13 protein-coding genes are annotated in these 14,333 nt (G+C 51.6%); 5 read left to right on the plus strand and 8 right to left on the minus strand.

Annotated features, from left to right (window positions below):
- Nucleotides 1-8 precede the first annotated feature (8 nt).
- The 3 genes from ABFZ84_RS07950 (at nt 9) to ABFZ84_RS07960 (ending at nt 1,653) form a co-directional block, all read left to right on the plus strand.
- A complete protein-coding gene (locus ABFZ84_RS07950) occupies nt 9-692 on the plus strand; it encodes a hypothetical protein (protein WP_369313442.1) in 684 nt (227 codons plus the stop codon).
- The gene (locus ABFZ84_RS07955) at nt 689-1,375 is read left to right on the plus strand and encodes a PIN-like domain-containing protein (RefSeq protein WP_369313443.1); all 687 of its coding nucleotides are present in this window, start codon (nt 689-691) and stop codon (nt 1,373-1,375) included. Before ABFZ84_RS07950 ends, ABFZ84_RS07955 begins: the two co-directional genes overlap by 4 nt.
- A gap of 95 nt (nt 1,376-1,470) precedes the next feature.
- Nucleotides 1,471-1,653 (plus strand): hypothetical protein, encoded by a 183-nt coding sequence (locus tag ABFZ84_RS07960; RefSeq protein ID WP_369313444.1) that lies wholly within the window; start codon nt 1,471-1,473, stop codon nt 1,651-1,653.
- Nucleotides 1,654-1,779: 126 nt separating this feature from the next.
- Here the strand turns inward: ABFZ84_RS07960 and ABFZ84_RS07965 are convergent, their stop codons facing one another.
- Together ABFZ84_RS07965 and ABFZ84_RS07970 are read right to left on the minus strand one after the other, a co-directional pair.
- Entirely contained in the window at nt 1,780-2,496 is a 717-nt protein-coding gene (locus tag ABFZ84_RS07965; protein WP_369313445.1) for a sulfotransferase domain-containing protein, read from the minus strand.
- Nucleotides 2,497-2,540: 44 nt separating this feature from the next.
- Nucleotides 2,541-4,076: a TrbC/VirB2 family protein gene (locus ABFZ84_RS07970; protein WP_369313446.1), complete on the minus strand. Its 1,536-nt coding sequence runs from the start codon at nt 4,074-4,076 to the stop codon at nt 2,541-2,543.
- A 313-nt stretch (nt 4,077-4,389) separates the two neighbouring features.
- Here ABFZ84_RS07970 and ppdK point away from each other — a divergent pair, with 313 nt between their 5' ends.
- Nucleotides 4,390-7,080, plus strand: coding sequence for a pyruvate, phosphate dikinase (ppdK, locus tag ABFZ84_RS07975; protein ID WP_369313447.1), 2,691 nt, complete (start codon nt 4,390-4,392; stop codon nt 7,078-7,080).
- A gap of 308 nt (nt 7,081-7,388) precedes the next feature.
- Entirely contained in the window at nt 7,389-8,162 is a 774-nt protein-coding gene (locus ABFZ84_RS07980; protein ID WP_369313449.1) for a cell wall hydrolase, read from the plus strand.
- A 17-nt stretch (nt 8,163-8,179) separates the two neighbouring features.
- Here the strand turns inward: ABFZ84_RS07980 and nadC are convergent, their stop codons facing one another.
- The 6 genes from nadC to ABFZ84_RS08010 form a co-directional block, all read right to left on the minus strand.
- Entirely contained in the window at nt 8,180-9,028 is an 849-nt protein-coding gene (gene nadC, locus ABFZ84_RS07985; protein ID WP_369313451.1) for a carboxylating nicotinate-nucleotide diphosphorylase, read from the minus strand.
- Complete coding sequence (locus ABFZ84_RS07990) at nt 9,025-10,587, minus strand: L-aspartate oxidase (RefSeq protein ID WP_369313453.1); 1,563 nt, start codon at nt 10,585-10,587, stop codon at nt 9,025-9,027. The genes nadC and ABFZ84_RS07990 overlap by 4 nt, the downstream gene beginning before the upstream one ends.
- Nucleotides 10,588-10,723: 136 nt before the next feature.
- Nucleotides 10,724-11,842, minus strand: a complete 1,119-nt coding sequence (nadA, locus tag ABFZ84_RS07995; protein WP_369313455.1) for a quinolinate synthase NadA — start codon at nt 11,840-11,842, stop codon at nt 10,724-10,726.
- Between the two features lie 187 nt (nt 11,843-12,029).
- The gene (locus tag ABFZ84_RS08000) at nt 12,030-13,052 is read right to left on the minus strand and encodes an NUDIX hydrolase (RefSeq protein WP_369313456.1); all 1,023 of its coding nucleotides are present in this window, start codon (nt 13,050-13,052) and stop codon (nt 12,030-12,032) included.
- 19 nt (nt 13,053-13,071) lie between these two features.
- Nucleotides 13,072-13,566, minus strand: a complete 495-nt coding sequence (locus ABFZ84_RS08005) for a hypothetical protein (protein WP_369313457.1) — start codon at nt 13,564-13,566, stop codon at nt 13,072-13,074.
- 135 nt (nt 13,567-13,701) lie between these two features.
- Complete coding sequence (locus ABFZ84_RS08010) at nt 13,702-14,319, minus strand: YfbR-like 5'-deoxynucleotidase (protein ID WP_369313458.1); 618 nt, start codon at nt 14,317-14,319, stop codon at nt 13,702-13,704.
- Nucleotides 14,320-14,333: the final 14 nt, after the last annotated feature.

Raw genomic sequence — 14,333 nt, forward strand, 5'->3', positions numbered from 1 at the left:
AATTAGAAATGTCACGTCTGGATTTGCTAGAAATGGGTATCTATACAATTCCCGATGTTGCGGAGCTTGTCGAAGCTACACAAGAAGATGTTCGTATATGGGTTGAAGGTAAAAAAAACAGACAAGACCCCGTCATCACAAATCAGCTTGGTCGTGTTGGCGGGAAAACTGCGGTTAGTTTTGCAAATCTGATGGAGCTTAGGTTTATTGCGCGCTTTTCTAACGCAGGAGTACGCTTGAATGAAATTCGGAACATAATGGATGAAGCAAAGGAACTATTGGATCATCCGCATCCGTTTGCAACTCGTTCAGTATTCAAAACAGACGGTCGAAAAATTGTTGCGGAGCTTGCTAGAAAAAACGGCCTAAATTTGATCTATGATCTGCGGTCTACGAATTACGAGATGCCATCTGTTGTAATGAAGTCCTTTAAAGAGAACGTTATATTTGATCCGGATGGAGAAGCTATACAATGGACTCCGAGGCCGGACATTGCGCCTAATGTAATTGTGCATCCGTGCATCGCTTTCGGGCACCCCGTATTAAAACGTAGTCAAATACCAACCGAAACTTTGGCTAAGTCTGTAAAGGTCGAAGGCAATATTGGGTTCGTTGCGGATATCTATGACATTTCTGAACGATATGTCAGAGAAGCTGTGAAGTTTGAGGCTAGCTTAGAGAAAGCCGCTTGAAAGTTGTATTTGATCAGAATGTTCCTATCGGCATGGTGAGAGTCCTAAGAGGCTTCGCTAACGAACGTCAATTTCGCAAAATTTCCGGCCATTTCGACATTAAAGCGGCGGATGATTACGCACCAAAACCCGGTGATTTGGATTATCGTCCAAACGACGACACACCTTGGTTACAGCGATTTGCTGACGATGGCGGCAAGGTAGTAATATCGGGTGATGTAAACATGCGACACCGGCCCCACGAACGGCTCGCTCTAATAGAGCACGGATTTATTGTCATATTCTTTGAGGCGCAATGGTCGGAGTGGAAGTTCTGGCGCAAGTGTGCACTCCTGGTTCTCTGGTGGCCCGAAATCGCAACGAAAGTTAAACGAACTAAGGCGAAAAAATCCTTTTTCGTTGTGCCGGCTAAATGGACAGTGGACGGAAAACTCCGGACCATTCCCAACAAAGACCCGAAGCTGTTAAAGATTGAACGGCGCAGAGCTGTGGAGCGCAGTAAGAAGAAAAAAACGAAAGTGGCCGCAAAGTGCGGTGATGGCCCTTTGTTCGAATATGCGGATAAAGCAACACGGAAACGGAAACGAAAGAAAGATGCCAAGAAAAAAGATAATAAGAAGCGCCCATCTGCACGAAAGCGAGTTGATTCCGGTAAATCACGCCAGTTAATAAAGAAGACATAAGAGATTGAGGTGGATCAGGAAAGCGATGAGCCCGCCGATTCTATCATGGAACGGCTCGGCTCAACATCGTCTAAGCAGTACAGGGATGAGAGGCAATGAAAGACGACGAATTGCGCGAAGTGATTATCACGATGTTTAGTGGCGGGGTCGTAAATACGAAGGCAATCGAAGCGCTTCACGATCGCGGATATATTCGTAACATCTCAGAAACGCCTGACGAAAAACGTTGCTGGGAGATTACCGACGAGGGAAAATCGTTCGCAGGATTGGATGTCTAAAAGGCGAGTCAAATTAGTCGGTTACGGACGTACTTTTTAGATGTATAATTCCTCCCCGCAGGGGCGGCGGCAAATAAATGGCGAACGAGCGAGCGCGGGCGTTACGTAAAAACCGAGCGCAAAGCTTTAGTCCTCATACCCCAGGGTCTTGAGGATGTCCGACCAATCACTGTTGAGTCTTGCGATTGTCTCTGGGCTGAGTTTCTCGCGGAAATCACCGGGCGTGGCTTTGCGGATATGGCGGGTTTTGTCTTCTCTTTTTACCTTTGCCGCAGGGTTGTCATTGGCGAGGCGACGATAGCGTTTTAGCCCGTCTTTCACCCCAAGCCCGTTTAAAAGTTTCTCGAGCCATGATGGCCGGTCGGCAATAAATTCCTCATAACGCAGGAATGTTAGATTGGGCAGGGACAAATATTCATTCGCGTAGAGGTCATAGCGTTTTATAAGGCTTTTGCTCTCGCTACGGACAAATTCGTCGACACCGCGCTCAATTTGGCGTTGACGCCATTCCTCGTCTACGCCGGGGTGGCTGTAGACATATGAAAAAAACATAGAGACGAGAACATCGCGCGGATCGCGCAAATGAAGAATGAATCTGTCGCTCGCGCGGGCATCATCAGGAATTAAAACCGGATAGCGCACCGGGCCGACAAGGCCGGTTTTGCCACCCAGTTGGTGATAAAAATTTTCGTCGCCGGGTTTTTCAGGCTCTTGCAGATTGGGCGTTCTGATATTGGCGGAATGCAGCGGCCAGCCTTCTTTGCGGGCGATGCGGCGCATTACGTCATATACGCCAAGCGAGGCCGCTTTATGTACCGTGAAAATAAGTGCGCGATGTTCCATCAAGGCTTAATCGCGTGAAACTGCGGACGTGTCAAAGTATGGTGTCAATCCTTATAACCCTCCGCGCGTTCGGCACTGGGAAAGAACAAAAATGCGAGCATCAATAGATAGGGCGCATAATCCCAGCTAAGGGCGAGGGCCCACACGTCAGAAAATATATTTGCGTGTTTCAAGACCGCGTCGCGCGGCGTGATGGTCGATAGGCCGGGTACGAATTCCGCATCGACAATTTCCTGACGGCGCGAGATGGTTTCGGGTTCAGGCGGTGGCGGCGTAGGTGAGATCATCTCGCGGAAAATATCGAGGCCACGCGCGGGTGACTTTTCCGCTTCGGATTTTAGCGGCACCGGGGGCTTTTGGCGCTTTTGTTTGCTGATCAAAGATTTTAGCGCGCGCTCTACATCATCTGCATAGCTATCAATGGCTTCGTGTTGGCGCGCAGAAATACGTGCGCCGACCGGGCGTGGATTGGCGCGGTCAAAATTCGAGAGCTGCTGATCGAGCAGGCGTTCGATCCGGCGGTCATGTCGCCAACGGTTGAGTACATTGGCGAAATCGTTGAATTCGGTTTCAAACTCTCGCGACCATTTATCGACATTTTCAAATGCGTTGAGGGAAAGGCGCTTGCTCAGGCTGCTAGTTTTGTTGGCGCAAATATTGGGGTCATACGGATTCATGCCTGACGGGTCATCGGCGTCAATCAAGGTTGTAACGCTTGCTTCTAGGCCCTGATACCACGCCGCCAGCCCTTTGTAGTAATCGCTCACCGCGCCTTGACCTGCGGCTCCAGATTGGCTGCCGCCGCTGCGTTCGGCATCGGCAACCCGCGTCACGTCACGTACCGACAGGCGCAAATCCTCGCGAAACAAGAAATCGCGCTGGCGATAGGTGGTGATTCCGGCGCATTCGGCAGCGAGGCGGTCTATTTCTGCACTATAAGTATGACGGACCGCATCGACGCCACCGACCCCCACGACGGTCGTCCATGTGGAGACAAAAAACAGGATCAACGCCAACGCCGGAATGACCACAAAGAGCTTAAAGGCACGTTCTATAAAAAAGATGAGATCGCCAATCGCACCGCCTTTGATATCTCGTAGCCAATCGCGATGACGAACGAATTCTGCGCCGCCGACCCAAATCGCAACCGCCAAACAAAACACAAAGACCCCAAAGGCAGGCGGCAGGACGGCATTTCGGAAAAAGTCGGTGGATTCCTGAGAGGTAATGAGCCCAAATCCGATGGCGGAGCTGACAGCGCTGAAAAATCCGGCGGTAACCGCCACCACCACGAACAGCCGGTTAAAGAGCGATGACCCTTCGAGCCGTTTGGAGGTGAGGGCGGCGAACAGAACAAGGCCGATAATGGCAACGACGATGCCAGCACCGATGACCGAGGCTGGATCAAGGAAACTGCTTAGTATTTCACCGGGTTCCTGAGCATGGCTACTGGGGTCTTGAGCAAGGGCATTGCCGAAAAAAAATAGCGGTGGGATTAAAAAAACTAAACGTGCGAATGCCCGTTTGAATAAAATGTCGCCGATCGACATAGATCTGGCGTGATGGGCTTTCTCTCCCATGCAATCCCCCAATTGCGCGGCATTCTGCCGGCCATATTCAAACTCAAGGCAACTATTGGCCCACAGAAAGGCGGCTATTGGTGGTCGAATAGCCCTTCGTGAGCCATCCTATCACGTAAAAAAATATGGTGAATAGTTATCCACCACTAATATTCATGGCGTTATATTGATCCGCGATATGTAGATGCGGCAATTTCTGGCTTGGCTGTACGGTTGCGGTGCATTAAGGCATGGTCTGACTGATTTGATGAATAAATTTTGGAATAAGTCTCTATTGGTCGATTGATTTTTAGTAACACATGGCGGGAGCACCATGGGCGATAATATGAAATGGGTTTACAGTTTCGGCGCAGACAACGCAGAGGGCGATGCCTCTTTGCGCAATCTTTTGGGCGGTAAAGGGGCCAATCTCGGTGAGATGGCGAGCCTTGGTTTGCCTGTGCCTCCTGGTTTTACGATCACGACCGAAGTCTGTACTGAATTTTATAAGAATGATCGCACCTATCCGGAAGGATTGAAGGCTCAAATTGATGCTGCGCTCATTCAGGTCGGCGAAAGCGTCGGCATGAAATTTGGTGACAAATCGCGACCCTTGTTAGTCTCCGTCCGGTCGGGCGCGCGTGCCTCTATGCCAGGTATGATGGACACTGTCCTTAATCTTGGCCTGACTGACGAGACAGTTGAGGGCCTAGCGACGCTTTCGGGTGACCCGCGCTTTGCCTATGACAGCTACCGTCGCTTTATCCAGATGTATTCTGACGTGGTGCTCGAAGTTGACCATCACTCATTCGAGGAAATTCTGGAAACCTATAAAGAAGAGCACGACTATTTCCTTGATACGGAAATGACTGCCGATGATTGGCGCACGATTATCTCTGGCTATAAGAAAGTCGTCGAAGACGCCCTCGGCAAGCCATTCCCGCAAGACCCCCAAGAACAGCTATGGGGCGCTATTTCTGCGGTGTTTAACTCTTGGCGTAATGATCGGGCCAACACTTATCGGCGGTTGCACCATATTCCTGAAAGCTGGGGCACTGCCGTTAGCGTTCAGGCGATGGTCTTTGGTAATATGGGGGCGACATCGGCCACGGGTGTTGCGTTTACACGTGATCCGTCAACGGGTGATAATTATTACTATGGTGAATTCCTGATTAATGCCCAGGGCGAAGATGTGGTTGCCGGGATCCGCACACCACAAGCGCTGACCAAAGAATCGCGCCTTAAAATGGGCGATGAAGAACCGTCGATGGAAGAGGCGATGCCGACCGCATTCGCCGAATTGTGTGCGGTATTTGATAAGCTCGAAAAACACTATCGCGACATGCAGGACATCGAGTTCACCATTCAAGATGGCAAACTCTGGATGCTTCAGACCCGTAACGGCAAACGTACGGCGAAAGCATCACTAAAAATCGCTGTCGATATGTGCAAAGAAGGTCTGATTACGGAAGAAGAAGCGATCAACCGTGTCGATCCACATTCGCTCGATCAGTTGTTACACCCATCACTCGACCCTGACGCAGAGCGTGATTTGGTGTTGACGGGTCTGCCAGCATCGCCGGGCGCTGCGTCGGGCGAGGTTGTTTTTAATTCTGACGAGGCCGAACGCCTCGCGCAGGAAGGCAAAAACGTCATCCTAATTCGCGTTGAAACCAGCCCAGAAGATATTCACGGGATGCACGCGGCAAAAGGGATTGTGACAGCACGCGGTGGTATGACTTCACATGCGGCTGTGGTTGCTCGGGGCATGGGGCGACCATGTGTTTGTGGTGCTGGCGATCTCAAGATCGACAAGAGCGAGGCGTTCTTTACTGTTGGCGGTCGCAAAGTCGAAAAAGGCGAAGTCGTTACGATTGATGGCGGCGCGGGTAAGCTCTTTTTTGGCGCTGTTCCTACGGTTCAGCCCGAGCTATCTGGCGATTTTGGCGAGCTAATGGGCTGGGCTGATAAGGTGCGGCGGATGCGCGTTCGGGCGAATGCGGAAACCCCGCATGATGCACAGGTCGCGCGTGACTTTGGTGCCGAAGGCATTGGTCTTTGCCGCACAGAGCATATGTTCTTTGAGGCTGATCGTATTGTCGCAGTGCGCGAGATGATTTTGGCGGAAGATAAAAAAGGCCGCGAGGCTGCATTGACAAAGTTACTGCCAATGCAACGTTCAGATTTCGAGGCGCTGTTCAAAGTGATGGCCGGCTTGCCGGTTACTATTCGCCTGCTCGACCCGCCGCTTCATGAATTCCTTCCGCATTCGGATGATGAGATTGAAGAAGTGGCGAAATCATCTGGTATGGACGCGCAAAAACTAAAGGATCGTGCGCACAAGCTTCACGAATTTAATCCGATGCTGGGTCATCGTGGTTGTCGTTTAGGTGTTTCTTATCCAGAAATTTCCGAAATGCAGGCGCGCGCGATTATGGAAGCCGCATGTAATGTCGCGAAAGAAACTGGCGAGAAGGTTACACCGGAGATCATGGTTCCGCTTGTTGCTAAGCGCGAGGAGTTGGCGTTCTTGAAGGAGCGGATTGATTGTATTGCAATCGAGGTACTCAAGGAAAACGGGATCAAGCTCGACTATCTTGTTGGCACAATGATCGAGTTACCTCGTGCTGCGTTGACGGCAGATGCCATTGCGCAGGATGCTGAATTTTTCTCCTTCGGGACCAATGACTTGACGCAAACAACCTTTGGTTTGTCACGCGATGACTCGGCGTCATTCCTGCCGGATTATATGCGCCAAGGCATTTTCGAGCGGGATCCATTTGTGACGCTTGACCCCGATGGGGTGGGCGCTTTGGTGGAAATTGCCGCAGAAAAGGGGCGTGCGACTCGTCCGAACATCAAGCTTGGGATTTGCGGTGAGCATGGCGGGGACCCGGATTCTATCAATTTTGTCGAAGGGGCGGGGCTGGATTATGTGTCTTGTTCGCCATACCGGACGCCAATCGCCCGTCTTGCTGCAGCGCAAGCAAAACTTCGCAAAAATGACGGTGGATCAACCGCCTAATTGGTAAATATTAATTTCCCCAATTCGCGAATCATAGCGAATACAATGGGTTAGCTCATCCTGAGTAGGGTTAATAAAAGGTTAACACACGCCGATTTCATTTGCGTAATCCACATTGCGGCGCCATATTCTGATCAATCGGCGCGCCCGCAAGGACGCGTCTTTTACGTCCGCCAGTTGTTCCTTGTGAAAGGGTTCATCTTTGGCGGGTCAGACTACGGCGTTACGCAGTTGACGCTGACCGTTGATAGAGATGCCTTTCGCACCAATATTCGCGCGGAAGATGAATTCGAAGAGACGAGTGCACGTTGAAAGTTAGTCGCGATCATCACGGCCACGAGGTCAATTGGACATTACGGAGCCTTTTGGCTGCCGGCATGTTGTCCATTTGTGCTGTCGCGAGCGCCATGAGCGCGACCGTCAATGCGAATCGTGCCGAAGTTCGGCGCGAAACACAAATGGCAATCGCGGAAGAGGCGGCATTAGTCGAAGATCTTGCAAAATATCTAGCGGCTGAAACCGCTGCAACGCGCCGCTCGCTTGAGCAGCCACGCTTGAAGCCAGCAAAAGCCACAAGTGATGTCCTAATGGAGGGCGATCCGCTGAAGTCATTGGCGACGTTTGATTTTACGGCTTTGACGATTGCCAAGATCAACGCCGAAGAGCGTAAATGTCTGGCTGAGGCTATTTATTATGAAGCCCGGTCAGAGCCGCGAATTGGGCAGCTTGCCGTTGCCGATGTAATCCTCAATCGGGTCGCGACCCCGGTTTATCCAAATTCCATTTGCGAAGTTGTCTACCAAGGTTCTGAGCGCCGGACGGGGTGTCAGTTCTCGTTCACTTGTGATGGGTCAATGCAGGCCACGCGCAACAAGCGTAAGTGGAAAGAGTCCGAAGATCTTTCGGGTGCTATTCTTGCTGGCTTGCATGCGCCGGTTAGCCGTAATGCGACACACTATCATGCAGATTACGTCACGCCCCATTGGGCGGATTCGCTGACGCCAACGGCGACTATCGGAACGCATAAGTTTTATAAATTCCCAAGTCGTCGTGCCGTGGCAGCAGCGCCAGCGGCAATGTAATCTGTAGGCAGATTAATTTATAAAAAATCTAAACCGAGATCGAGGTTTGGTGCTGAGTGGGTGATCCATCCAGATGAGATCACGTCAACGCCGGTTGCCGCAATGGCACGAACAGTTGCGGCTGTGACATTGCCCGAAGCTTCTAAAATGGCGCGGCCATCGTTGATTTTAACGGCTTGTCGCAAATCGTCCGTAGACATGTTATCAAGCAAGACTACATCGGCCCCATTGTTCAACGCTTCTTCGAGTTGATCTAGCCGATCGACTTCAATTTCGATTTTGGTCATGTGGCCAATGGTATTGCGCGCCGCCGTGAGTGCTTTTGTAATTCCGTCTGATGCCACAATGTGGTTATCTTTAATCATCACTGCATCATAAAGCCCAAAGCGATGATTATGTCCGCCGCCACAACGAACGGCGTGTTTTTCAAACGCGCGAAGGCCCGGTGTTGTTTTCCTTGTGCAGACAATTTTGGCGGTCGTGCCTTTGGCTTCGTGGACTAACGCCGCAGTCGCCGTCGCAATGCCCGATAGGTGACACATGAAGTTAAGCGCCACGCGTTCAGCCGATAAAATCGCGCGCGCAGTACCGTCGATTGACAGTATGACATCACCCTTTTTTACAGTTGTACCATCACCCTTTTTTACGCTGACAACAGTGTTTTGATCGACGAGTCGAAAGGCAGCGAGCGCTGCATCTACGCCAGCGACAATGCCGGGTTTGCGTGCAGCTATGACGGCACGATTTGTCGCGTCAGCCGGAATAGTCGCGTTGGTTGTGATGTCGCCTGCATCGCCAAAATCTTCGCGTAATGCTCGCGACACAGCATCTTCAACGATAATCGGTAACATCGGGGCAAGGGTCATTCGTCAAACTCGTCTTCATAATCCGCGCCATTCTCATAAGAATCTGTCGTGCAGATTTCTGTATGAAAGGCTTCATCTTCTGTGTCCGGATAGTCGCTTCGGTAATGCCCGCCGCGCGATTCCTCGCGCATCAAGGCTCCCTGAGCAATCAATTCTGCAGTGACTAACGCGCTTTTCAGGCCGCTAGTCATTGCTTTATGTTCGTTGAGTTCATGAATAACGCTCAGAACCTTATTGATGCTTTCGTCATCTCGAACCAGCGCACAACCTGTGCTCATGGCCTGTCGCAAGCGCATCATGGCGTTTTTGTCAGCTGGTTTAGATTCTAAATCCATGCGATCGCCCGGCGCGCCCGCATCATTGGGAACGGTGATTTCTGCGTCACGGAGCTGATCGGCAATTCGCGCACCAAAGACGATGGCTTCTAACAGTGAATTAGACGCCAGCCGGTTTGCGCCATGAACGCCGGTCGAGGCGACTTCGCCAACCGCCCAAAGCCCATCAACAGATGCTTTGCCGTTTAGATCAGTCAACACACCACCCATATGATAGTGGGCTGCGGGGGCAACGGGCATCAACTCAGTTTGCGGATTAATGCCGACGGCTTGGCATGATGCAAAAACCGTAGGGAAGGCTGTCGGGAATGCTTTGCCGATGCTTTCGCGGGCATCAAGACATGCCCCACGACCTGACCGGATTTCAGTTTCAACCGCCCGCGCAACGATATCGCGAGGCGCAAGGTCTCCGGCTTTGTGATAGTCGACCATAAAGGGCCGACCATCTTTGTTGACTAGCTTTGCTCCTTCGCCGCGTAATGCTTCAGTTGCGAGGGGGGCGGGGTCTGCACCGATATCAAGCGCGGTAGGATGAAATTGAACAAATTCAGGGTCGCGGATGATCGCGCCCGCCCGTGCAGCAAAAGCAAGGCCGTGTCCCTGTGCTGGCGTCGGATTGGTCGTGACAGCATAAAGACCGCCGAGACCACCAGTTGCTAAAATCGTTTGACCAGCATCGAACACGGCGCGTTCGCCGGCATCGACGTCAAAGACTAAAGCGCCGCCCACGGTTCCGTTATCATCTACTAAAAGGTCTTCAACAACGATCCGTTCAAGGATTGTAATATGTTTTGACGCGCGCGCGGCCTTGACCAGTGCATCCATGATAGCTGCACCAGCTTGGTCGCCGGTTGCATGCACAATGCGGTCGCGACAATGCGCAGCTTCGCGCCCGACTTTAAGGGCACCGTTTTCATCGACATCAAACGCGACGCCAAAGTGTAATAAATCTTCTACGGCATCTGGCCCGCCATCAGCGAGGATGCTGGCGGCTTCTGGATCAACCAGTCCGGCACCCGCTTGCATCGTATCGGCAAAGTGGAGGTTTGGCGTGTCGTTAGGCCCGACTGCTGCTGCAAGGCCGCCTTGCGCCCACGGGGTTGCGCCACCTTTTCCGACTGGTCGCGCAGTGATGATAGTGACGGGGCGAGGGGCTAGTTTTAGCGCGGTATAGAGGCCCGCAACGCCAGCGCCGACGATTAGAATCTCGTTAGGGGCGCTCATTGGATCACCAAGTTAAATTGATCTAAGGACGTATCCATAAATTTCTTGCCCGCGTCATGCACAGGCAAGAAGTAATCACTAATTTGGGTTTGTGTCATCCAGAATGTCTTTCCCCCGGCCTTTATGGCGCTGCGCGTTATTGGCCCCGTGACTCAACGGCAATGACTTCGGCTGGACGTTCCTGATTATACATTGATTGACGCTTGAGCGGTAATGCGATCATCCGTTCAATGGGGCGGCGTGCTTTCTCAATGATGTCTGCATCGATCAAGACTTCATGTTCCATTGTCTGCAATGCGCGTAGAATTTTTGGTAGCGAAATTCGCTTCATGTGTGGGCAAAGATTACACGGGCGAACGAAATCTACCTTCGGGTTTTCAAGTGCCACATTGTCTGACATCGAACATTCGGTGATGAGAACAACGTTCTTTGGCTGATTATCTTTCACGTAATTGCTCATGCCGCTTGTAGACCCGGCAAAGTCAGCCTCGGCCAAAACTTCCGGTGGGCATTCCGGGTGCGCCAAAACGATCACGCCCGGGGTGCCTTCACGCAGCTCGCGGATATCCTCTGCGGTGAAGCGCTCGTGGACTTCGCAAGCACCAGCCCATGTTACAATTTTGATGTCTGTCATCGCAGCAACATTTCGCGCCAAGAACTGATCCGGGATCATAATAACCGTATCGGTGCCAAACTCTTTTGCGGCATGTTCGACAATTTCAACCGCATTTGACGAGGTACAGCAAATGTCGGTCTCAGCTTTGACGTCGGCGGTTGTGTTTACATAGGTCACGACCGGAACACCGGGATAGCGCTCTTTTAGGAGTCTGACATCAGCACCCGTAATTGACGAGGCGAGGGAACATCCAGCGCGTAAATCAGGGATAAGAACAGTTTTCTCCGGACACAGAATTTTTGACGTTTCCGCCATGAAATGAACGCCGGCTTGTACAATGATGTCGGCGTCTGAGCGTTCAGCCTCTTTTGCTAATTGCAGACTGTCGCCAGCAAAGTCCCCGACGCAATGAAAGATTTCTGGCGTCATATAGTTGTGCGCGAGAATAACGGCATTCTTTTCTTTTTTAAGATTGTTGATCGCGGCGATATAAGGCGCATGGAGCTGCCATTCGATTTCAGGAATAAACTTGGCAACTTTCGGATAGAGATGATCCGTCTTCGCCTTTACGTCTGGGGTATAGGGAAGTTTCTTATTCTCAGCTCCGTTGCCAAAATCTGGCCCAGATGAATCAGGCATGAATGCCTCCAGCTCTTTCTAGCGCCCGGTGGATTGGGCAATATGCTCACCTAGAGCATATATAGGATGAAAAAATCAGCCCTCAAGGGCTTAAGGCCCGCAAATTAGCGATTTTCAGCGGCCCGTCAACAAAGTTTCCCTGAACTTTCAGTGAGTTATTTTGCGATAACCGCAGAAAGGCTTGACCCTAGGCAGGTGTTTCTCCGGGTCTTTTTAGGCGCGGCACAGCAAGACCGGCTGCGGCCCGGTCTTTTAATCCGGCTCGGTCAACTTGGAATAAACCAGCTGGCCGTCCGGCTTGAAGTTGTGCGGTCTCGCCGGTGCCTTCAACGAAGCCAGATTTTTCAACGCTGCGGCGGAAGTTTTGTTTGTGAAACTCAAATCCTACAATTGCTTCGACTGTTTGCTGAAGTTGCAGAAGCGTGAAGGTCGGCATGATCATTTCGAAAATGATCGGACGATATTTTAGCTTTCCCCTAATCCGTCCGATCGCCGTGGCAAGGATGCGCCGGTGGTCGGATATCATTGGCTGGCCCATCGTACCGGCAGTCGGTTGTTTACCTGCGGGGAGGTCGAGATGTGCATCTTTGCGGTCGCGCCAAGCCTCGAACACGAGGCCGGCTTCATACATTAACTCATATCGGTCAATCGTGCGTTCTTCTTCCCAGCCAAATCCGTCGAGACCAAAAGCAATATTTGCGCGGCGTTGACGGGTGTTTTTCTTTTCTGCGGTTGATGATCCATCAATCCATTTGCAGATGCCGGGGATGATCTGATCTCGGAGTATTTTCGGTTCACCCTTCCGCCAATCCTCCCACGGAAATATCGAGTACCAATCCATCCAGACAGCGTCTTCCGCAAGAAGGTCTGCGGGGCCGGGGGCCAGGGCTAGGTAACCAACAGACACAACGCGCTCGCCATGCCCGTCTAAAAGGGCGGCCGCAGGTGCTTCCCGACCTTTATCACCAAAGGTGTATAGTTGTTCCACATAACCTAGCGAGACATGGGTTTGTCGCTCCACCCATTCTCTGACACCGATTTCAAAGGTTCGGTGGCGTTCCGGGTCAAACGGCCCGTATGGCAGGGCAAGTTTATTTTCACCCGAACGAACGCATAGCACTTTGGGGCGATCACCATCGACAACTGCGATTACAGCATTAAGGGCAATCGCGACGTTGGTTGCGTGTGCGGGAACGGGTGTAACAGTCATAGCCGCAATCTATGCGGCGTTATCGGTCTAGTGGCAAGGTGACGATGGGTGCTCCAACGGTTCCGCAGCACGGACACATATCAAGTACCGCGCCAACCATTCGGTCATCGCGGCCCAATATTTTATCGGCTTCGGATACCAATAGCAGGTTCGGGTCAGCGTGGGGTGCCATTGTTCTTAACTGCTCGGCGATTTTACATTCGCATTCTTTATTGTCGCGGACACACATAAGAATATACGCGATGGCGGTTGATCGGGCGACACCGCGATGGCAGTGGATCAAAACGTCTTCGCCAGACTCAGCCCAGCTTTTGGCAAAGTCCAAAATTTTTGGACACCATTTGATTTCATCGTCCGCACCACCATCTAGTTTCATGTGGCGGTTTTCAGCCAGGCCGGAAAACGACGCAGGTTCACAATCATCACAATCAAGGATCGATATCACGAACCCTGGTTTATGGAGCTTGTAGGCCTGTTCCGCGGCCTCTAATGAGCTGATGATGATTGTCGTCATAACCTGTTTGTGCGTTACTTTCTATTTTTACACCGGTAAACCCTGCGGTGAACTATAGATATGCGCATATTTATGACTTTGTGAAGGACTGTGCCCTCACGCTCGCTTGAGGTCTCGCAAATGTTATTAAAGTTCTCAGGTCGTTAATGCGTTTGATAGCGTGTTAAAGCGCTCAATATAGGCGTTTTGCGCCTCTACCGTTGTCATGGCGACAAGGGTGATGGGCGACATGCCTTTCGGCGCTGAGAAAATTTTCCGGGCTTCAACGACGTCAAATCCAGCAAGTTGCACGGCTTCAAAATATGCGCTGGCACGGTCGGCGCGTTTGATAAGCTTTTCAACGCCATCGGGGAGGTGCGCTGGAAGCCCAAACCGCAGGTGAATCGCCTCCATCAACCGGCCTTCAATCGTTTTGTATTGTTCGCCTAGCTGCGCTTTAAATGGCGAGATCATATCGCCAATCACAAATTCTGGGGCGTCATGAAGTAGCGCAGCAAGGCGCCATTTCACCGGCCAATCGGGTTTTAATTCGCCGCAGAAATTTTCGACGATCAGTGAGTGTTGTGCGACGTTGAAGGGAAGATCGCCAATGGTCTGGCCGTTCCAGCGCGCAACACGCGCCAGCCCGTGCGCAATATCTTCGACTTCGATATCAACCGGCGAGGGATCGAGAATGTCCAACCGACGCCCCGACAGCATCCGTTGCCAAGCGCGTGCTGGTGGAGCTGTTTTTTTTATGGATCGCGTCGCCATGAGTCTCTTTTCGT

The sequence above is a fragment of the Hyphococcus lacteus genome (assembly GCF_041058985.1).
Classification (GTDB): domain Bacteria; phylum Pseudomonadota; class Alphaproteobacteria; order Caulobacterales; family Parvularculaceae; genus Hyphococcus; species Hyphococcus lacteus.